At 53.3% G+C, this 23,344-nt stretch carries 12 protein-coding genes; all 12 read left to right on the forward strand.

The genetic code is table 11. From position 1 onward, the window contains the following. The first annotated feature begins 100 nt into the window (after nt 1-100). A complete protein-coding gene (locus tag J2I46_RS19665; protein ID WP_207330762.1) occupies nt 101-3,421 on the forward strand; it encodes a VCBS repeat-containing protein in 3,321 nt (1,106 codons plus the stop codon). A 102-nt stretch (nt 3,422-3,523) separates the two neighbouring features. Beyond that, a complete protein-coding gene (locus tag J2I46_RS19670) occupies nt 3,524-4,846 on the forward strand; it encodes a vanadium-dependent haloperoxidase (RefSeq protein WP_207330763.1) in 1,323 nt (440 codons plus the stop codon). Nucleotides 4,847-5,073: 227 nt separating this feature from the next. Then, complete coding sequence (locus tag J2I46_RS19675; protein WP_207330764.1) at nt 5,074-6,288, forward strand: ROK family transcriptional regulator; 1,215 nt, start codon at nt 5,074-5,076, stop codon at nt 6,286-6,288. A gap of 23 nt (nt 6,289-6,311) precedes the next feature. Then, nucleotides 6,312-7,742: an alpha-L-fucosidase gene (locus J2I46_RS19680; protein WP_207330765.1), complete on the forward strand. Its 1,431-nt coding sequence runs from the start codon at nt 6,312-6,314 to the stop codon at nt 7,740-7,742. 109 nt (nt 7,743-7,851) lie between these two features. After that, nucleotides 7,852-10,128, forward strand: a complete 2,277-nt coding sequence (locus tag J2I46_RS19685; RefSeq protein ID WP_207330766.1) for a GH92 family glycosyl hydrolase — start codon at nt 7,852-7,854, stop codon at nt 10,126-10,128. Nucleotides 10,129-10,948: 820 nt separating this feature from the next. Further along, the gene (locus J2I46_RS19690; RefSeq protein WP_207330767.1) at nt 10,949-13,408 is read left to right on the forward strand and encodes a glycoside hydrolase family 95 protein; all 2,460 of its coding nucleotides are present in this window, start codon (nt 10,949-10,951) and stop codon (nt 13,406-13,408) included. Between the two features lie 43 nt (nt 13,409-13,451). Then, complete coding sequence (locus J2I46_RS19695) at nt 13,452-15,128, forward strand: glycoside hydrolase family 43 protein (RefSeq protein ID WP_207330768.1); 1,677 nt, start codon at nt 13,452-13,454, stop codon at nt 15,126-15,128. 41 nt (nt 15,129-15,169) lie between these two features. After that, nucleotides 15,170-17,452 carry a glycoside hydrolase family 127 protein gene (locus J2I46_RS19700; protein WP_207330769.1) on the forward strand — a complete coding sequence of 761 codons (2,283 nt, stop codon included), beginning with the start codon at nt 15,170-15,172 and terminating at the stop codon, nt 17,450-17,452. Between the two features lie 109 nt (nt 17,453-17,561). Further along, complete coding sequence (locus J2I46_RS19705; protein WP_207330770.1) at nt 17,562-19,139, forward strand: glycoside hydrolase family 43 protein; 1,578 nt, start codon at nt 17,562-17,564, stop codon at nt 19,137-19,139. 56 nt (nt 19,140-19,195) lie between these two features. Then, complete coding sequence (locus J2I46_RS19710; protein WP_207330771.1) at nt 19,196-20,050, forward strand: sialate O-acetylesterase; 855 nt, start codon at nt 19,196-19,198, stop codon at nt 20,048-20,050. 150 nt (nt 20,051-20,200) lie between these two features. Continuing rightward, complete coding sequence (locus J2I46_RS19715; RefSeq protein WP_207330772.1) at nt 20,201-21,133, forward strand: alpha/beta hydrolase; 933 nt, start codon at nt 20,201-20,203, stop codon at nt 21,131-21,133. Nucleotides 21,134-21,138: 5 nt separating this feature from the next. Next, nucleotides 21,139-23,226 (forward strand): discoidin domain-containing protein, encoded by a 2,088-nt coding sequence (locus J2I46_RS19720; RefSeq protein WP_207330773.1) that lies wholly within the window; start codon nt 21,139-21,141, stop codon nt 23,224-23,226. Nucleotides 23,227-23,344 lie beyond the last annotated feature (118 nt).

Here is a 23,344-nt window from a genome sequence, read left to right on the forward strand (position 1 = left end):
CAAAAAATCCCCAACCCGAAATCTCCAATCCAAAATATGTAAATTACGGGTTAGTAAATCACCGTTGTCTGTGTGATTTGCTAACCCGTAACCATACCTAATGCATCACTCTCTTCAACTACGTCTTCGCTGGTTACTGCTGCTTTGGGTAACAGGCATGAGCTTGCCGGTTGCCGTGAAGGGGCAATTTACCCGCCTCGGAGCAGAAAAAACGGGCGTCCGGTTCACGAATCAGCTTACTGAAACAGAAGAGCAGAATGTGCTGGCCCACGAATACTTCTACAATGGCGGTGGCGTGGCCGTGGGTGACCTCAACAATGACGGGCTGCCCGATCTGTATTTTACCGGCAACATGACGCCGGATCGCCTGTACCTCAACAAAGGCAACTTAACTTTCACCGATATGACCAGTTCGGCCGGCGTTGGGCAGGGAACCGGCTGGAAAACCGGCGTGACCCTCGTCGACATCAACCGCGACGGCTGGCTCGATATCTATGTTTGCTACTCGGGAAACGGCGAGCCAGACACCCGCCGGAACCGACTCTATATCAACAATCATCTTTCTAAAAAAGGGCAGCTGACCTTCACCGAACGCGCTGCTCAGTACGGGCTCGATTCGCCCGCCTTCAGTACCCAGGCCGCTTTCTTCGACTATGACAAAGACGGTGATCTGGACTGCTTCCTCCTAAACCACAACATCAAAGATTTTAAACGATTCGACGCGGCGCTGACCAAAGCGATGCGCGACGAATTCGCTGGCGACAAACTGCTCCGAAACGACAACAACAAGTTTGTCGACGTGAGCGAAGCCGCCGGCATCAAAGGAAACCCCATTGGCTTCGGCTTGGGGGTAGCCGTCGCCGACATCAACCTCGACGGTTGGCCCGACCTCTACGTGTCCAACGATTACATTGAGCAGGATTACCTCTACCTCAACGACGGCCACGGCCATTTTATCGACCAGTTGGATACGGCCGTTGGTCACCTGAGCTACTTCTCGATGGGCAATGAAGTAGTCGACATGAACAACGACGGCTGGCCCGACATCTTCACGCTCGACATGCTGCCTGAGGATAATCGGCGGCAGAAACTACTATACGGCCCCGAGAACTACGAAACCTACCAGAACATGCTACGCAACGGCTTCTCGCACCAGTTGATGCGCAACATGCTCCAGTTGAACAATGGTAACACTGGTCTGAAAACGGCGGGCGTGAACGTACCTACGTTCAGCGAAATTGGGCAGCTGGCAGGTATTTCCAACACAGACTGGAGCTGGACACCCCTCGTGGCCGACTTCGATAACGACGGCTGGAAAGACCTCTTTGTCACGAACGGCTATCTCCGCGACTACACCAACATGGACTTTATGAAGTTCTACGCCGATGCCCAACTGAAGGCTTCGCGCGGTAGCGCAACAGCCATGATGGACATTCTGAAACAGATGCCCTCGTCGGCCACCAAGAACTACATCTTCCGAAATTCGGGCAAGCTCACCTTCGAAAACAAAGTCGTTGACTGGGGATTCGACCAACCCGTTCTGTCGAACGGAGCGGTGTACGCTGACCTCGATAATGACGGCGATCTGGAGATCATCACCAACAACGTCAACGTACCTGCCTCGATCTACCGGAACGATAACCCAAAACAACATTACCTGACCATTCAGCTCGGCGAGAATTCGGCAACGCAGGCGGTGGGCGCCAGGGTGTGGGTGTTCACGGCGGGGATGCAGCAATATCAGGAATTTAACCCATCACGGGGGTTTCAGTCGGGCATGTACACACCGCTGCATGTTGGTCTGGGGAAACACGCGCTGGTCGATAGCCTCCGCATAGTCTGGCCCACTGGCAAAACGCAGGTGCTTCGCCAGATCAAAGCCGACCAGAAGCTGATCGTTCGTCCGGAAACAGCTACAGGTACGTATGCCTGGTCAACGTCCGTTTCGCCACTGTTTACGGAAGTTACCCCCGACTCGGCACTTTACCGGCACGTTGAAGATGTGTATAATGATTTCAAGCGCCAGCCACTGATGCCCAATATGCTTTCGAATCAGGGGCCGCATCTGGCGCAGGCCGACGTAAACGGCGATGGGTTCGTGGATCTGTACGCGCCGGGTGCCAAAGGGCAGTCAGGTACGTTGCTGATGGGCCGTCGCGATGGCACGTGGCAACCTGCGCCCCAACCTGCGTTCACCGCTGATAAGTTGAGTGAAGATACCGACGCCCTGTTCTTCGATGCCGACGGTGATGGCGACCAGGACCTCTACGTTGTCAGCGGTGGTTATGCCTATCTGCCCGACGACTTACTGTTGCAGGATCGGCTATACCTGAATGATGGCAAAGGAAACTTCACCCGATCGGCAGAAGGACTTCCCGCTGAGCAAATTAGCGATGCCTGCGTGGTGGCGTTAGACGTAGATCACGATGGCGACAAAGACCTGTTTGTGGGCGGGCGCGTACGGCCGGGGCGATACCCGGAACCCGTCAGCAGCCGAATGCTGATTAACGACGGGAAAGGTAACTTCACCGACGCCACGGTTCAACTGGCCCCCTTCCTGACCAACATCGGCCTGGTGACCGACGCCGTAGCGATGGATTCAGACAAAGACGGTTGGGACGATCTGGTGCTGGTTGGCGAGTGGATGCCCGTACTGCTGCTGAAAAACGAACAGGGAAAACGCCTGGCAACACCCTTGTCGCTGGCACCGGCTGGCTGGTGGAACCGCGTAGAAAAAGCCGACCTCGACGGCGATGGCGACGACGATCTGGTGCTGGGCAATTTTGGCCGCAACTGCCAGATGAAACCAACTGCAAAGGAACCCGTTCAGATCACCTACGCCGATTTCGACCAGAACGAATCGCTGGACCCGTTCCTGACCTACTACATTCAGGGAAAACCCTACCCGCTGGCTACCCGCGATGAGGCCTTGAACCAGCTGTTTTCGCTTCGCCGCAAGTTCACCAGCTACCAGGCCTACGCCAGCGCAACCCTGGCCGACCTGCTGACGCCCGACCAGTTGAGCAAGGCCGATACCTTACAGGCCATCCAGTTTGCATCGGGTATTCTGGAAAATCAGGGAACAAACGGGTTTACCTGGCATGAATTGCCGGTTGAAGCGCAGTTCGCCCCCATTTACGCCATGGCACTGGTTGATGCCGATGTTGACGGTCGAATGGATTTGCTGCTGGCGGGAAACCAGTTGAACACCCGGATCAAGATTGGCAAGATGGATGCGAATTACGGGCAGTTATTCCGCAATGAAGGAAAGTGCCAGTTCAGGTACGTTCCCCAACTGCAATCAGGTTTCACCGTGAAAGGCGACGTGCGCGATGTGCTGGTTGTCGGTAATGGATCAACAGCGCAAATCCTGTTCGGACGAAATAACAACACGATTCAGGTGTACCGTAAAACAAAGTGATATGATTTGGGATTTCCGGTCTCGGATTTCGGATGTGTTTAACTACCAATACAATATCACGACATTGATGCGGCAGAGCAAAGCCGACTTAGTATGATCTGTATGAATCGATCGTTCCTGCTTATTCTGCTGCTGTGCCGCCTTACTGGTTGGAGCCAGACTACGCAACCGGCCCGACCGGCGGCGGTGGCCTACACACAGGCGCTCAAGCAACTGACCGACGTGATGGTTACGGATGTGATTGGCCCATGCGCAGCAGCCCGGTACTACGCCTACGCCAATCTGGCCGCCTACGAGTTCATGTACCGGCAACAGCGCCCGACTGGGTACGTTGCCATGACCGGTCTGCTGCGCAAGTACACCCTTCCGGCCCCGGCAAACCCTGCGTCGGGCGTCGACGCTGCCTTTGGCGCGCAATATGCGCTGCTGCGTATGGGCGAGGAAATGCTGCCTTCGGGTTACCTGCTCGAAGCCGCTCGCAACCAGCTGATTGCCACCAGCCGCGAACAGTATCACCTCAGCAATGACCAGATTGTGACCACACGCGCCGTGGCCGACAGCCTGGTGAAGAAACTTCTGAAATACGCCGCCGCCGATGGGTACGTTAAAACCAGCGGCTACCTGCGGTTTACTCCCGGCGATAAACCCGGTCAGTGGCAACCCACGCCCCCCGCCTACTCCGAATCGTACGAACCCTACTGGGCAACACTCCGTCCATTTTTGCTGGATAGCGCTGCCCAGTTTCGGCCTGTCAGACCAACGCCATACAGCGAGCAGAAAGAGTCTGCGTTTTACCGGCAGGCAAAGGAAGTGTACGATACGTGCCGCGTATTATCGGTCAGCCAGCAGCATATCGCCAATTTCTGGGACTGCAACCCGTTCTTCCTCAATCAGAAGGGCCACGTCAGCTTCGGCACCAAGAAGATTTCGCCCAGTGGCCACTGGATGGGCATCACCAGCCTGGTCAGCGTACAGCAGAACCTGACACTGGCCGAAACCATTCGCTGGCATACACTGGTTGGGCTGACAATGGCCGATGCCTTCATTTCGTGTTGGGAAGAGAAATACTACAGCAACCGGATTCGGCCCGAAACCTATATCAACCAGCAAATCGACCGCGCCTGGCGGCCCCTGTTGCAGACACCGCCGTTCCCCGAATACACCAGCGGGCACAGTGTGATGTCGCAGGCGGTGGCCACTGTGCTAATGGCCCTGGCGGGAAAGCCAATTGGCTACACCGATACCGTAGAAGTCGAGTTCGGCGTACCAGCGCGGACGTTCCGCTCGTTCAACCATGCCGCCAGCGAGGCAGCTATTTCGCGGTTATATGGCGGCATTCACTTTCGTGATTCCATTGAGAGCGGCATACAGCAGGGCGAACAGATCGGCCAGTATGTGTTAAAAAAAATCGGGCTGCAACCGTAACATGAACAAACGCATCACCGCAATAAGACAGGTAACGTATTTAACTGCTACACAAGTAACTGGCTGATCAACGATGGTTTTGTGAAGTAAGAAGCATTTCTGATCATATGCAATGGCCAACATGCCACCTGCTATCGATTGCGGACAACCAACTTTCTAACAAACCCTTCAACCTAACTTGAACTTGGCCAGCGCTGAAACGGCTGAAACCAGAGTGACTTGATTTTATGTACGATCTTCCCGCGGTCTCTGTCATTGACACAAAAAAGAACAGGTTAAAGCGAAACATCATTGCCGAACTGTACCGGTCAGACTCACGGACCATCGCCCAACTGGCCAGTGTTTTACACAGCAGCGTACCGTCGGTCACGGCCCTCATCGATGAATTAGCCACCGCAAAGTGGATCTGGGGCATCGGCACCGGCGCGGCGCAAATGGGCCGAAAGCCATCGTTGTATGCACTGAAACCAGACCACTACGTAACGGTTGTGCTCGACATTACCATACACGACACCAAGCTGCTGGTTTTCGATTTAACCAATCAGGTAGTGCTGCGCATGGATCTGGCGTTACCATTGGGCGATTCCCCCGCGTTTATCAGCGAACTGCAAAAACCGATGCAGCAACTGGCCCAGAAACTGACGGCCATGGAACTGGTTGTCATTGGCGTCGGGGCTACTATGCCGGGGTTGGTCAACCCGGAACTGGGCCTTAATTTTACCCATCCCGAACTTAACGAGCCGGGGCAGTCGCTGAATTCACTGGTTGAATCCCTGTTCGACGCGCCGCTTTATGTCATCAACGATACAAAGGCCACCCTCTTTGGCGAAAGCAAGTTTGGGTTGGCGCAGGGGAAAAAGCACGTGCTCTCCATCAATATTGACTGGGGAATTGGGCTTGGCGTAATGATCAACGGCGACATTTTGCAGGGAACGGCGGGCTTTGCCGGTGAATTAGGTCATATTCAGATCGCAACAGATGGTGAACTGTGTACCTGCGGGAAAGTGGGGTGTCTGGATACGCTGACATCGGCTTCGGCGCTGATCCGCCGGGCCCGGCTTGGCCTGGCGCAGGGCCAACCGTCGATGCTCGCCAACGAAGGGTCGTCAGACGCCTTGACCATTGAACTGATCATCGACAAAGCCAACGCCGGCGATGCGTTTTGCATTGATCTGCTGCGAGATGCGGGCAGCGAACTGGGCCGTGGACTCGCCATGGCCGTTCATTTGTTCAACCCCGAGCTGATCATCGTAAACGGTGTACTGGCTAAAGCGGCCAATGCAATTACCTGCCCCATTGAGCAGGCCCTTATTCACCACTGCCTGCCCGACTACCGCAATAATCTGACGATCGAACTGTCGCACCTCGGCGAGATGGCAAAGCTCTACGGCACCCACGCCTATGTGCTGCAAAGATTGCTCGATCACGAACAGATACCGTAAAAAAACAGACTACAAAATCACCTATGAAACAAACGTACCTAAGCCTGGCTACCGCCTTGCTGTTGTCGCTGAACGGGTTCTGCCAGCAGCACTCAGAGCAAAAACACGACAAGTACATCTGGCCTAAAGACGAACTCGTCAGGCAGAAGCTTGGCCACTGGCAGGATGTAAAGTTTGGCCTGCTCATGCACTGGGGTACGTATAGCGAGCGGGGCATTGTAGAATCGTGGTCGCTCTGTCCGGAAGATGAGGGCTGGTGTGAACGCAAAGGCCCCACCGCCGACAACTGGTACGAGTATAAAAAAGGCTACGAAGCCCTACAGACCACGTTTAACCCGGTCAAATTCAATCCTGACCGGTGGGCCGACGCCGCCCAGAAAGCCGGGATGAAGTACGTGATCTTCACCACCAAGCACCACGATGGGTTCTGCATGTTCGACACGAAGCAGACCGACTACAAGATCACCAGCACGAAAACGCCGTTCTCCACCAATCCACGCAGCAACGTCACCAAAGAGATTTTGCAGGCGTTTCGGGGAAAAGACTTCATGGTTGGTACGTACTTCTCGAAACCCGACTGGCACAACGAACATTACTGGAAACCGTATTTCCCGCCCAAAGACCGAAACGTCAACTACAACCCGAAGAAATACCCCGATGAGTGGAGCAAGTTCAAAGACTTCACCTACAACCAGATTCAGGAACTGATGACCGACTACGGCCCGGTGGATATTCTCTGGCTGGATGGTGGCTGGGTACGTCCCTTCAGCAGCATCGACACCTCTGTTAGCTGGCAGCGCACCATCCCCTTCGATCAGGACATCGACATGGCACGCATTGCCGAGATGGCGCGGCAAAAACAACCCGGCCTGCTGGTCGTTGACCGCACCGTTTCGGGCGAATTCGAGAATTACGTTACCCCCGAGCAGCAGATTCCCGATCACTACATGCCCATTCCCTGGGAAACCTGCATGACCATGGGCGACAGTTGGTCGTATATCCCCAAAGAGAACTTCAAATCGGCGCGTAAGCTGGTGCAAACGCTGGTTGACGTGGTGGCAAAAAACGGGAACATGCTCCTGAACATTGCCCCCGGCCCCGACGGCGAATGGCACGAAGAAGCTTACCAGCGCCTGACCCAAATTGGTAACTGGCTTCAGACCAACGGCGAATCAATCTACAACACGAAGCCGCTGGCCCCATACCGGCAGGAGAAGTGGGCGTTCACCAGCAACGAAAAAATAACCTACGCCACGTACCTGCCCGCTGATTCCGAAACCCAGTTACCCACCGAAGTTACGCTGCCCGTTCTGCCAACGAAAACGGTAACGATTCTGGGAAGCAAGCAGCCCTTGAAGTGGAAGAAATCAGGTCATTCCATTATCGTCACCATCCCCGAACCCGTTCGTAGTCAACTGGCAAGTCAACCCGCCTGGGTATTTAAAATGAGCTAGGTTGTGACAGCTGGCTGGTACTGCGCGCGTCTGGTTGCATTCGCGCGGCCACACACACTTCACCACTACACTATCCAGAATTTCTCACATCGGTTTCTCCACCCACTGAATGCGCTTACTCCTCGTCTTTTCTTTTTTTGTGTCAACCTTACTGCTACACCCGTTCAGCAGCATTGGTCAGGCCCCAAAAAACAGCAACGTCTCTCCGGGGCTCACCCGCTACGTTGATCCGTTTATTGGTACAGGTTTTCATGGGCACGTGTTCATGGGGGCCAGCGTGCCCTTCGGGGCAGTACAGCTTGGCCCAACGCAAATGTCACAGGGTTGGGACTGGTGTTCAGGCTATCATTATTCCGACTCGCTCATTATCGGCTTCTCGCATACCCACCTCAACGGAACGGGCATTGGCGATCTGGGCGATGTGCTGATCATGCCCACAACCGGCCCGATCAAGCTGACCAAAGGCACAACCAAAGACAGTGAAAGCGGCTATGCCTCCCGGTTTTCGCACGCCAACGAAACAGCCCGACCCGGTTACTACGCCGTTCATCTGCAACGGTATAACATCGACGTTGCCCTGACAACAACCGAACGAGTTGGCCTGCATCAGTACACTTTTCCGAAGTCGACCGACGCGCACATCCTGCTCGATCTGGGCGAAGGCGTAGGCGACCGCCCAACCGACACGTACCTGGAACAACTGAACGATTCGACCCTGGTCGGCTACCGGTTTTCGAAAGGCTGGGCCACCGACCAGCGCCTATACTTCGCCGTTGTTTTCGCCAAACCGATCCACAAACTTGACTTATTCTCAGATCAGACAGCGGTAACCGGTTCGTCAGCGAAAGGCGTTCGTGTGAAAGGCGTGGTGAGTTTCAGCACGCAGGCCGGCGAAAAAGTGCTGCTGAAAGTGGGCATTTCGCCCGTCAGCCCGACCAATGCACTGGCAAATATCCGGGCCGAGTTGCCGCACTGGAACAGGGCGAAAGTCGTTCGTGATGCCGATGCGGCCTGGAACAGGGAGTTGGGAAAAATCATGGTAAAATCGAACGATAAAAACCGGCTCAAGCTATTCTATACGTCGTTGTTTCACACGCTCGTTGCGCCGTCGCTGTTCAATGACCACAACGGTGATTATCGCGGGGCCGACAGGCAGGTTCATCCGGCAGCGTCCTTCGCCAATATGACCACTTTTTCGCTGTGGGATACCTACCGAAGCGCCCATCCGCTGTTCACGCTAACGCAGCCACGCCGGGTCTCCGACATGGTCAATTCGATGCTGGCGATTTATGACCAGCAGGGAAAACTGCCCGTCTGGCATCTGGTTGGCAACGAAACCAACACTATGCCCGGCAACAGCGCCATGCCCGTCATTGCCGATGCCTGTTTGAAAGGAATCACCGGATTTGACATAAACCGCGCCTTCAACGCCATGAAACAAAGCGCTATGCTCGACGAGCGGGGCCTGAACTTTGTCAAGAAACAAGGTTATATCCCCGCCGATAGCCTGGTAGAGAGTGTAGCCCGTGGTCTGGAATACGCCATCGACGACTGGGCCATTGCGCAGGTCGCCAAAAAGCTGGGCAAGGCCGATGAGTATGCCTATTTCAGCAAAAGGGCTAAAGCCTATCACTATTATTTCGACCCATCAACCCGCTTCATGCGTGGGCGCGTGTCGGAAGGCGAACGTCGCACGCCATTCAGCCCGCTGGTGTCGCGGCACATGAAAGACGATTTTGCCGAAGGGAATGCCTGGCAATATACCTGGCTGGTGCCGCAGGACGTAGAAGGGCTGATCGGTCTGTTCAAAGGCGAGAAAGCATTCACGCAGAAACTCGATTCGCTGTTTATCATCAGGGGCGATATGGGCGCCGAGGCTTCGAACGATATTACGGGGCTCATTGGCCAGTATGCTCACGGCAACGAGCCAAGCCATCATATCACGTACCTGTATGGCTACGTAGGCCAACCCTGGAAAACCGCCGACAAGGTTCGTTACATTCTGGATAGCCTGTACACACCCCGGCCCGATGGGTTAAGCGGTAACGAAGATGTGGGTCAGATGTCGGCCTGGTACGTGCTGTCGGCGCTGGGATTTTACCCGGTCAATCCCACCAACGGTGCGTATGTGTTTGGCAGCCCTGTATTCGACGAAGCAACCCTCAAGCTGGAAAATGGCCAGTCTTTCCGAGTAAAAACGGTCAATAACAAGGCGACCAATCGTTACATCAAACGCATGACCCTGAATGGAAAGCCGTACAGCAAGGCGTATCTCCTCCACCAAACTATTCTGAACGGCGGCGAACTGGTCATCGAGATGTCGAACGTACCCGGTACAGAATGGGGTGTTCACGAGCCAGACCGTGCCCGATCGGTGTTACCCTGAAGTTCGAAGTTACCTAAACAACCCGTTCGAACGTACCTGTGCTGAGCAGGCAGCACAGGTACGTTCGAACGGGTCTTCCTATTTGCGTAACTGATTTCCTTCAATGTACCTGATCAAATTTTTTGAAAACATCGGTAACTGATGAATCAACAACCTCTCCGGGCACTACGCCCTGCAAGGGGGAGTAATTTATTAGCACAGAAGTCCACCTTGCACCGGTCATTTAGGTTAAAATAACACACTTTCCTGATAATTTCATAGTTAATAGTGATTTAGAAATACTTGTACTTTGTAGCATCTGCCCGTTAGTAGCATAGACTGACCCGTCAAATTTTTTGGGCCAACTGCACTGTCATGGCAAATCGATGATTATCGGCAAAACCAGTAGGGTAATCCAAAATGTAGCGGCAACGGCCATAACAATGTCAAGCCGACGGTATACCCATTGACAATAGCCGGAAATTAGTTGGTTGTGTGGACCTGGCCGTCTAAAATCATTGGTGGGGGTGCGTTAGCGGAGGCGCCCCCGATAGTAAAGATTCCCGTGTGGTTGTACCAATTTCTCAGACACAAACAGACCGTACAACTGAAGGGCCTTCAATTACCCAAAACACTGGTTATCAACAAAACGCAGACGAGATTCATCGTGCAATTTTAGTTTATGGATAGCATGCGTTAGTGCCAGAAACATACCCAGACTGTCCCGATTCAGAATGGCAGATACCCTTTATGTATGCTAAAAATAGTGAAAGGGCCAGCCGGTTTTTCGGAATACCGACCTGCTCTAGTATATGATCTATTCTCCTCTACTTCATTGTCAATGAAACTCCTTTACTGCTGTTTGTTCACCGTTATAACCACGACTGTTTTTTCACAAGACAAGCCGAGCCTGAAACTATGGTACAACACACCTTCTGAACAGACTTGGGAAAATGCCTTGCCGATTGGGAATGGTCGGCTGGGGGCCATGGTGTATGGCAACGTACCCAGAGAAACAATTCAGTTGAACGAACACACCGTTTGGAGTGGAGGTCCAAACCGCAATGATAACCCTGCTGCCCTGGCTGCCTTACCTGAGGTACGCCGGCTGATCTTCGACGGTAAACAGAAAGAAGCGGAGCAACTGGCCAACAAAGCGATGATCACCAAAAAGTCGCATGGACAGATGTTCCAGCCAGTTGGTAACCTCAACCTTACCTTCGACGGACACGAAAACTTCACCAATTATTACCGGGAACTGGACATTGAGCGGGCCGTTGCCAAAACATCGTATACGGTTGGCGGGGTGACATACACCCGCGAAGTACTGGCCTCATTTCCTGATCAGGTCATTGTGATGCACTTAACCAGCAGCAAGCGGGGAAGTCTGACGTTTTCCGCTTCATATTCCACCCAGCACACTAAATCAGCGATTAAAACAACCACAGCCAATGAACTGACTATTGCCGGTACTACCTCCGATCAGGACGGAGTGAAAGGGATGGTCCGATTCAAAGGCATTACCCGGCTCAAAACGGATGGGGGTTCGGTGGTTGCCAGTGACACCGCACTGACGGTGAAAGGCGCAACGTCTGCCACGATCTACATCTCCATTGCCACCAACTTTGTCAACTACAAAGACATCAGCGGAGATGAAAATGCCCGGGCAGCAACGTACCTGACAAACGCGTACCCCAAATCATTTGCATCCATCCTGACACCACACATTGCCGCCTACCAACGGTATTTCAACCGGGTCAGGTTCGACCTGGGATCAACGGAAGCGGCAAAGCTGCCAACCGACCAACGGCTAACGAATTTCCGGAACGTCAACGATCCACAGTTAGTTACGCTCTACTATCAGTATGGCCGCTATCTGCTGATTTCATCGTCGCAACCGAATGGGCAGCCGGCTAACCTGCAGGGTATCTGGAACAACAAAATGCGGCCACCCTGGGATAGCAAGTACACCATCAACATCAACGCCCAGATGAATTACTGGCCCGCCGAAAAAACCAATCTGGCCGAGTTGCACGAGCCGTTTTTGCGGATGGTACGCGACATGTCGGAGACCGGGCAGGAAACGGCGCGGGTGATGTATGGTGCCCGTGGCTGGATGGCCCACCACAACACCGATATCTGGCGCGCTACGGGAGCCATCGACGGGGCCCTCTGGGGCATGTGGGTAGCCGGTGGCGGCTGGACCAGCCAGCACCTGTGGGAGCATTACCAGTACAGTGGCGACAAAAAATTTCTGGCCTCGGCCTATCCCATTCTGAAAGGAGCCGCCACCTTTTATGTCGATTACCTGGTTGAACATCCCAAATACCACTGGCTGGTAGTAACGCCGGGTACATCGCCCGAAAACGCGCCCAGCGCCCACGGCGGTTCATCGCTGGATGCAGGCACGACAATGGATAACCAGATTGCATTCGACGTATTCACGACAACCATCCGGGCGGCCGAATTGCTGAAACAGGATGCCGCTTTTGTCGATACGCTCAAGCAGATGCGTAGCAAATTACCGCCTATGCATATCGGGCAGCATGGTCAGTTGCAGGAGTGGCTGGAAGACATCGACGACCCAAACGACAAACATCGCCACATTTCACACCTGTATGGCCTGTTCCCGTCTAACCAGCTTTCGCCTTACCGGACCCCTGCGTTGTATAGTGCAGCCAAAACATCCCTTATTCACCGGGGCGACGTGTCGACCGGCTGGAGCATGGGCTGGAAAGTGAACTGGTGGGCGCGTTTGCAGGACGGCAATCATGCCTACTCGCTCATTCAGAACCAGTTGACTCCACTGGGCGCCACCAAAGAGGGCGGAGGTACGTACAACAATCTGTTCGATGCCCACCCGCCGTTTCAGATCGATGGAAACTTCGGCTGTACGTCGGGCATCACCGAAATGCTCATGCAAAGCGCCGATGGTGCCATTCATCTGTTGCCCGCCCTGCCCGATGTGTGGCCTACCGGCAGCATTGGCGGTTTGCGGGCCATCGGTGGGTTCGACGTGGTGAACATGGCCTGGAACGGCGGAAAGCTAACGAAAGTCACCATCCGGTCGAACCTTGGCGGCAACCTGCGGCTGCGCGTAACCAACGCACTGAAAGTGGGTAAAGGCGTAACCTTGAAACAGGCATCCGGCCAAAACCCCAATCCGTTCTACGTAACCGAAAATACGCCTACTCCGATTATATCCACAAAAGCCAACATGACGCCACCAGCGTTGAAAGAAACTCTGCTTTACGACGTACCTACCCAACCTGGTCAGATTTATACGCTGCTGGCACAGTAACTCAACCTCTTTTTTAAAAGCTACTAATCAGCTTATTACGCGAATGATTAAGAACTCAATTTTAGCTGTTTGTACGGCACTTTGCTTTATTGCCAGCCACATCGCATCGGCGCAGACAACCCTGACTAACCCAATTCTGACTGGTTTCTACCCCGACCCCAGCATTGTTCGGGTGGGGCCTGATTATTATTCGGTGCATTCTACGTTTTCGTATTTCCCGGGTTTGCCCATTATGCACAGCCGCGACCTGAAAAACTGGAAGCAAATCGGCAATGTGATCAATCGTCCTTCGCAGATGGAGTTTATGGGCGAGCGGATGACGCGTGGACTGTTTGCCCCGGCCATCTCTTACTACAAAGGGACGTACTACGTAACCTGTACGGATATCGACCATGATGGAAATTTTGTCGTAACGTCCAAAAATCCGGCGGGGCCTTACAGCAATCCGGTAAAAATTCCGCAGGTAAAAGGAATTGACCCATCCATTTATTTCGATGAAGAAACCGACAAAGCCTACATCATCTACAACAGCGATGCACCCGACCGCAAACCGCTGTATTCGGGTCACCGCACCATCCGAATGTACGAGTTCGATTATAAGAATTTGACCGTGTTGGGTGAAGAAAAACAGTTGGTAAATGGTGGTGTAGACCTCTCTAAAAAACCGGTTTGGATTGAAGGTCCGCATATCTTAAAGCATAACGGTTGGTACATCCTGTATGCGGCCGAAGGAGGAACTTCCGTTAATCACTCGCAGGTGGCCCTGCGCAGCCGGGATGTTTGGGGGCCTTATGTGCCGTTTGAAGGCAATCCGGTGTTGACACAAAGAAACCTGCCAGCCGACCGGCCCAACCCGATCACGTCAGCCGGACACGCTCAGTTTATCGAAGGTCCCGACGGTAATTGGTATTCAATTTTCCTGGCAGTACGTCCCTATGAAGGCGATTATTACAATACAGGCCGCGAAATGTTCATTGCTCCGCTGACGTGGGTAAACGATTGGCCAATGATCGAACACGGCGAAAAAGCCATTGAATACCAATACAAAACCAACATCAACGAAGTAAAACAGAAAGGGGCTTTACCGCAAAGCGGGAACTTCGCGTATACGATGACGTTCGATAAAGGGCTCGATCTGTCGATGCTTTTTTTGAGAACGGTGGATAGCAGTTCGTTCAAAACGTCGAAGGCCAACGGACTGACACTTACCCTCAAACCGGAGACAATTTCAGAAGCAGGCAATCCTTCGTTTGTGGGTAAACGTCAACAACATTTAACGAGCACCGCCGAAACCGAAGTGAGCTTTTCACCAAAATCGGATAATGAAAAAGCGGGGCTGGTAATTTTTCAGGACGAACGCCATTTTTACTTCGCGGCCAAATCAAAAACCGGCGGTAAAGACGTGATTCAGTTGTTCAAGAGCAAAGACAAGACACTGGAATTGGTAACTGAAGTGCCTTTACATTCACCCGCTGCCAGGGTAAATTTCAAAATACAGTCAGCGGGTGCCTTGTACAGTTTCTATTACTCGACCGATGGAAAAAACTGGAACTTGTTGAAAGACCAGATTGATGGCAAGTTTTTGAGCACCAAAGCGGCCAACAGTTTCATTGGCTGCGTATATGGCCTGTATGCTACGTCATCGGGTGAAAAATCCGAGAATTCGGCTTCGTTTAAGTACCTGAAATACACAGGCGACGACCCAATGTATAAGAAGTAGATGGAGTGATTTCTTGAGGCAAAACACACACAACGTTACCATTGAAAAAGCCCATACTCCACATTGCCCTTCTCCTTCTGACCAGCTTTTCAGCGTTGGCACAGATGCAGCCGTTTGCCTTACAGGACGTGAAGCTGACGGGTGGGCCGTTCAAAAATGCGCAGGATGTTGACATGCGTTATATTCTGGCCCTAAACCCGGATAAGCTGCTCGCTCCGTACCTGATCGATGCCGGACTGCCTCTAAAAGCCCCGCGTTACGGCAACTGGGAGAGCTCGGGACTGGATGGGCATATCGGTGGGCATTACCTGTCGGCGCTGGCCTTGCTGTATGCCTCGACCGGGGATGCCGAACTGAAAAAACGGCTCGATTATATGATCGACCAACTGGCACAATGTCAGGCCAAGAACGGCAATGGGTACGTGGGTGGCATTCCGCAGGGCAAGGTGTTTTGGGAGCGCATCCACAAAGGCGATATCGACGGCAGCAGCTTCGGACTAAACAACACCTGGGTGCCGCTCTACAACATTCACAAGCTGTTTGCAGGGCTACGCGATGCGTATGAGTACGCCGGAAACCAGCAGGCGAAACAGGTATTGATCGGGCTGGGCGACTGGTTTATTGAGTTGATAAAACCCCTGTCCGACGATCAGATTCAGCAGGTGTTGCGCACCGAGCATGGTGGCATCAACGAAACCTTCGCCGATCTGTACATCCTGACGAAAGACAGGAAGTACCTCGAAACGGCGCAGCGGATTTCACACCGGGCGTTGCTGAATCCACTATTGGCAAAAGAGGATAAACTAACGGGACTCCACGCCAACACACAGATTCCGAAGGTGATTGGATTCGAGAAAATCGCTACGCTGACGGGTAAGTCGGATTGGTCGGAAGCGGCTCAATATTTCTGGCGGAACGTGTCGCAGACGCGCAGTGTGGCTTTCGGCGGCAACAGCGTCCGCGAGCATTTCAACCCAACCACCGATTTCAGTCAGGTGCTACGCTCGAATCAGGGACCGGAAACCTGCAACTCGTTCAACATGCTGCGGTTGAGCAAAGCCCTGTTTCTGGATAAAAATGATGTCAGCTACGTAGATTTCTACGAACGGACACTCTATAACCACATCCTGTCGAGCCAACATCCCTCAACAGGCGGCTTTGTGTATTTCACGCCCATTCGGCCCAACCACTACCGCGTGTATTCGCAGCCCGAAACCAGTATGTGGTGCTGCGTGGGCTCGGGCCTGGAAAATCACACCAAATATGGCGAGCTGATCTACAGCCATACCGCCAACGACTTGTTCGTGAACCTGTTCATTCCATCAACAGTGAACTGGTCGGGCAAAAAAGTGAAACTTACTCAACGAACTGAATTTCCGTACCAGAACCAATCTGAACTGATTGTCGAGACAACAAAACCACAGGAATTCTCTTTACACATCCGCTATCCGAAATGGGCCGAAAAGCTTGCCATTCTGGTGAATGGCAACGTGCAACCGGTCAACGGGAAACCGGCTAATTATGTGGCCATCCGTCGCAAATGGAAGTCGGGCGATAAAGTAACCGTTCAGTTCAAGACATCAACGCAGCTGGAGTATTTGCCCGACGGTTCCAACTGGGCGGCCTTTGTCAACGGCCCCATCGTGCTGGCGGCCAAAACATCGACTGCCGACCTGAAAGGGCTTTTTGCCGACGACAGCCGGATGGGCCACGAAACGAAGGGTAAGTTGTACCCGATCACCAATGCCTATGCACTGGTGGGTGACCCGGCAACGTACCTGAAAGGGCTTAAACCCGCCAGTAGGCTTCGGTTTAACCTGGATACACTCACGTTGCAACCGTTTTACGAAGTTCACGATGCCCGTTACCAAATGTATTTCCAGACTTTTTCGAAGTCGGCCTACGACGAGCAGAAAGCCCGGTTGAAACAGCAGGAAGCCGAGGCATTGGCCCTCGAAGCGAGGACTGTTGACAAAGTGAATTGTGGTGAACAACAGCCCGAAGTAGACCATCAATACAAAGGCGAAAAAAGCGATTCGGGCTACGATGACGAGCAGTTCTGGCGACGAACCCGATCGTTTATTGCCTACCAGTTGCAGAACAAAAACCGGGCGGGTAAGTACATCGACATTGAACTGGTAGAGAGCGGTAAGCTGGATACTATGAGCTTTCTGATCAATGACAAGCCAGCCGAGATTCTGTCAAATGAGGGAAAAATGATCCGGCTCAAAGCCGATAGCCAGGACGTGCTGTTGCTGAAAATCATGGCCCGGGCCGGAACAAGTACCCCTCGTTTCCATCAGATCAGGCTGGTAACGCAGTAACAATTGATCTTTCAGGATAGGCAGTCGACTACTGCTTGTCCGCAAATGTGTCGAATTAACACTATTACAACCTATTCCTGTAGCGTCAACGGGCCGACATCCAATCCTCATGAAAAATAAATTGTTTCTATATGGTCTGCTGACAAGTATGTTACTCTTCAGGTACGTTGCCGCCGTAGCGCAAACGGCCCAGAACCCGGTGATTTTTGCCGACGTACCCGATATGGCTATGATTCGGGTGGGCAACACCTATTATATGAGCAGCACTACCATGCACCTGAGTCCGGGGTTACCCATTATGAAATCGAACGACCTGATTAACTGGCAACTGGTGGGTTATGCGTACGATACGCTGACAAGCGTCGACGCGATGAGCCTGAACAATGGCAAAAGCACCTACGGGCGTGGGTCCTGGGCGAGCAGCCTGCGCTACCACAACGGTACGTACTACGCGACAACCTTTGCCCAAACCAGTGGTAGAACCCACGTTTACACGACGAAAAACATTGAAAAAGGTCCATGGAAAGAAGTGTCGTTTAAGCCATCATACCACGACCACAGCCTGTTTTTCGATGATGACGGACGAACGTACCTGATCTACGGGGCGGGCAAACTCAAACTGGTTGAGCTGATGGCTGATGCCTCTAGCGTGAAACCGGGCACTACCGAACAGGTTATCATCGAGAACGCCAGCACACCATCGGGTACGAGCGGGGGTCTGCCGGCGGAAGGGTCGCAGTTGTTCAAAGTGAAGGGCAAGTATTACCTCTTCAACATCACCTGGCCGCGTGGCGGTATGCGGACGGTGGTAATTCACCGCGCCGACAAGATTACCGGCCCCTGGGAGGGCCGCGTGGCGTTGCAGGATATGGGCGTCGCGCAGGGCGGGCTAATCGACACGCCCGACGGACGCTGGTTCGCGTACCTGTTCCGCGACTTTGGCGGGGTGGGCCGGATTCCGTATCTGGTGCCCGTAAAATGGGAAGACGGCTGGCCGGTACTGGGTGAAAACGGCAAAGTGCCCCAAACGCTTGATCTGCCCGCCAGCAAGGGCTTGATTCCGGGCATTGTGAACTCCGACGAATTTACCCGCAAAAAAGGCGAGCCAGCCCTGCCACTCGTATGGCAGTGGAATCACAATCCCGATAACAGCCTCTGGTCGGTTTCAGAACGAAAAGGCTATCTGCGCCTGAAAACCGGCCGAACCGATACCTCCTTCGTGATGGCCCGCAACACGCTGACCCAACGTACCATTGGTCCCGAATGTACGGGCACTACGTTGCTCGACGTATCGAATCTGAAAGACGGTGATTTTGCGGGCCTGAGCCTGTTGCAGAAAAATTACGGGCTGGTGGGTGTGAAGGTCGAGAATGGGGCGCGGTCGATTGTCATGGTCAGCGCCAGTTCGGGTAAGCCGGTGGAGGTGCAACGCGTTCCGCTGAGCCAGAAAACGGTCTACCTGAAAGCCGACTGCGATTTCCGCGACCGCAAAGACATGGCCCATTTCTTCTACAGCCTCGACGGCAACACGTGGACAGCCATTGGCGAACCGCTGAAAATGCCCTACACCATTCCGCACTTTATGGGTTACCGTTTTGGCCTTTTCAACTATGCCACCTCACAAACGGGCGGCTTTGCCGACTTTGATTACTTCCGAATTAGCGACAAACCAGCTGGTAAGAAGTAATACATCATTATCCATAACGTCCACATAATCTCGTGTCTCCTAAACCGAATGACCCCATGAAAAAGAAGATTAGCGGCTTTCTGTTAGTTGGCCTATTCCTGTTGAATCTGAGTGCGGTAGCTCAGGATAAAAACTTCTACATTTTCCTCTGTTTCGGGCAATCGAACATGGAGGGGAATGCCAAGATCGAACCGCAGGATACTGTCAATGTGAACCCTCGCTTTCAGGTGATGGAGGCCGTCGATTGTCCGGCAATCAACCGAACGAAAGGAAATTGGTACACGGCCAAACCGCCTTTGTGTCGCTGCCGGACGGGCCTTACCCCCGCCGATTATTTCGGCCGTGAACTAGTCGCGAACCTGCCCGAAAAGGTACGGGTAGGTGTGATCAACGTGGCTATTGGCGGCTGTAAGATCGAGTTGTTCGACAAGGATAATTACCAGTCGTACACGACCAATATACCGGGCTGGATGAAAAACTTCATTAAAGAATATGACGAAAATCCCTACGGTCGACTGGTCGAAATGGCGAAGCTGGCGCAGAAAGACGGGGTGATCAAAGGCATTCTGCTCCATCAGGGCGAATCGAATACCGGCGATACGCTATGGACCAGAAAGGTGAAGGTCGTGTACGATAACCTGATGAACGACCTGGATCTGAAACCCAAAAAAGTGCCCCTGCTGGCGGGAGAAACCGTCAACGCCGATCAGAATGGCAAGTGTGCGAGCATGAACAGGATTATTGCCACGCTCCCGCAAACGATCAAAAACGCCCATGTAATCTCATCAGCGGGCTGTACCGACTCCGCCGACGACTTGCACTTCAACGCGGCTGGATACCGGGAGTTAGGAAAACGCTATGCCACGCAAATGCTGTCGTTACTGGGCTATAAACCGACCGCGACGAATTAAAGAAGAGATGATTGTTACTGCCTTTGTCATCCCGACACTGGAGGGATCTTCGGTGTATGCTAATAAATGTTTACTCCCGAAGATCCCTCCAGTGTCGGGATGACAAAACTTTGGATGACACTAACTCTAAATGCGTTGAACCCCGACAATATGAAACGATTCAATTTAGGCTATACAGACAGAAGATCAACGGCTATAATCCTATTAGCTGGTTGGCTATTGACTGCCCCCTTGACCGCAAGCGCCCAGGAGATAATCCCCTTGTATTCGGGGGCAGTTCCTAACTCAAAAGCCTCAGATGTGCAGGAGTCTGGTGCCGAAACGGGTGTGATCAAGGGCGTCACCAAACCCACGCTGGCGTATTTCAAACCAGCCCCCGACAAGGCATCCGGGACGGCCGTGATCATCATTCCCGGTGGCGGCTACGGCGTGGTCGTGTACAACGGCGAGGGCGTAAACACGGCGAAAGCACTGGCGGAAAAAGGCGTTGCTGCTTTTGTGTTGAAATACCGCTTACCCAGTGATGCAATCATGACGGACAAGAAGATCGGCCCACTACAGGATGCCCAACAGGCCATCAAATTGGTTCGCGAGAATGCCGCCAAGTGGGGCATCGACGCCAGTAAAATAGGCATTATGGGCTTTTCGGCGGGTGGGCATCTGGCCTCAACGGCCGCTACCCATTTCGAGAAAGCGTACGTCGACAATGCCAGTAACACCAACCTGCGTCCCGATTTTCAGATCCTGATTTATCCGGTCATCAGCATGCGCGACAGCCTGACGCATGGCGGCTCGCACGATAGTCTGCTGGGCAAAACCGCGTCGCGGCAGGATGTCGAGTTGTTCTCCAACGAGCTTCAGGTACGTGCCAACACGCCCCCAACGTACCTGACCCACGCGGCCGACGACAAGCTGGTTGACGTGGACAACAGCATCGTCTATTTTGAAACCCTTCGACGTCAGAAAGTGCCCGTCGAGATGCACATCTACCCCAAAGGCGACCACGGGTTCATTTTCCGGCATCCCGGCTGGATGGAGCCTTTATTCGCCTGGATGAAAGTGAATAGCTGGCTCAAAAATTAACTAGTATGCTTAAGTCTTTATTCATTCTGCTAGTGCTTTGTTTGTTGACGGGTCTTACCGGATTCGCCCAGCCAACCCCGCCAAAACCCGTTGGCCCCCTGCCCAGCGAGAATCAGTTGCGTTGGCAAAAAATGGAGTACTATGCCTTCATCCATTTTTCGATCAACACCTACACCGACATGGCCTGGGGGCTGGGCAACGAAGACCCGAAGCTGTTCAACCCGACCAAACTGGATTGTCGGCAGTGGGCGCGGATCTGTAAAGAGGCCGGCATGAAAGGCATCATTTTCACGGCCAAGCACCACAGTGGTTTCTGCCTGTGGCCGTCGAAATACACCGAGTACTCTGTCAAAAATGCGCCCTGGCATAACGGAAAAGGTGATGTAGTACGCGAACTGGCCGATGCCTGTAAAGAATACGGCCTGAAATTCGGCGTGTACCTCTCGCCTTGGGACCGCAACCATGCCGACTACGGAAAGTCCGAGTACATCACCTACTTCCGCAACCAGTTGACCGAGTTGCTGACCAACTACGGCGATATTTTTGAAGTCTGGTACGACGGGGCCAATGGCGGCTCGGGCTACTACGGTGGGGCCAACGAAACGCGTAAAATCGACGCCAAGACGTATTACGACTGGCCCAATACCTACAAACTGGTCCGTAAACTCCAGCCCAACATCGTGATCTGGAACGACGGGGGCGACCGGGCCGACCTGCGCTGGGTGGGCACCGAGGCTGGGTACGTTGGCGAAACCAACTGGAGCCTGCTGAATGCGACCGGCGACGTACCTGAAGACCAATTGCGCCACGGTGTCGAGAACGGCAATGCCTGGGTGCCGGGCGAAGTGAACACGTCGATCCGACCCGAATGGTTTTACCACGAGCGCGAAGACCGAAAGGTGAAAACGTTGCCGCAACTGATGGATACGTATTACAATTCCATCGGCCGAAACGGGACGTTGCTGCTCAATTTCCCGATCATGCCCAACGGGCTGATTCATGAGTTAGACGAAAAAGCGGTACAGGCCTTCGCCAAAGCGACCAAAGAAGCCTTTGCCGTGAATCTGGCGAAAACGGCGAAAGCGACGGCTTCGCAGGTACGGGGTAAAAGCGCGGCTTACGGTGCTGAAAAAGCCATTGACAGTGACCCAGACAGTTATTGGGCAACGGATGAGGCCACCCGAAACGCATCGTTGACGCTCCAGTTTGGCAAACCCACGGCGTTCAATCGCTTTCTGGTGCAGGAACCCATCCGGTTGGGGCAGCGGGTCAAGGCGTTTACGGTCGAGGCTCTGGTAGATGGACAGTGGAAACAACTGGACAAACAAACGACCATTGGCTACAAGCGGATTCTGCGGTTTCCAACCGTAACGGCCACGCAACTGCGCCTGACGATTCTGGATGCCAAAGGCTCCCCGCTGATCTCGAATCTGGCCGTTTACAAAGCCCCGCTGATTCTGACGCCACCCGTCATTACCCGCAATCAGGCTGGCGAATTGCACATCAAACCCGGCGATAGCGAGTCGGACGTGTACTACACCCTCGATGGCAGCACGCCAACGGCAGCATCCAGTCAATACACGGCCCCCGTGAAAACTGGTGCTGGCAAAGTGGACGTCAAAGCCATTGCCTATAACCGGTTCACGAAACAGAGCAGCGTACCCAGCGAGGAAAAATTCGACATCAACCGCGCAGCCTGGAAAGTGATCAGCACCGACGCCACATCGGCGAATCAGGCACTGGACGGTAATGCGGGTACGTCGTGGCACCAACCCAAAAGCCAAGCAATGCCTGCCGATCTGATTATCGATCTGGGCAAAGAAGAAAATCTGGCAGGTTTCCGCTACCTGCCTGCCCAGAACTGGTGGGAAGAAGCCAGCATCATTACCCAGTACCAGTTTGCCGTTTCGACGGATAATGCGACCTGGAAAAAGGTCAGCGAAGGCGAGTTTTCCAACATCAAAAACAGTCCGGTCTGGCAAACCAAATCGTTTGCGCCGACCAAAGCCCGTTACGTCAAACTACGTGCGCTGAAAAACACGCAGGAGGGGTCGGCCTCGGCCTATGCCGAAGTAGATGTGATTACGCAGTGAGTGTACTTTTTTGTCATCCCGAGGAACGAGGGATCTTAACGGTTCTTAACCCTGAAGCGAGGAAAACTCAAGATCCCTCCTCCGTCGGGATGACAAAAACACAATGACAAAACAAATC

The sequence above is a fragment of the Fibrella forsythiae genome, assembly GCF_017353175.1.
Taxonomy (GTDB): domain Bacteria; phylum Bacteroidota; class Bacteroidia; order Cytophagales; family Spirosomataceae; genus Fibrella; species Fibrella forsythiae.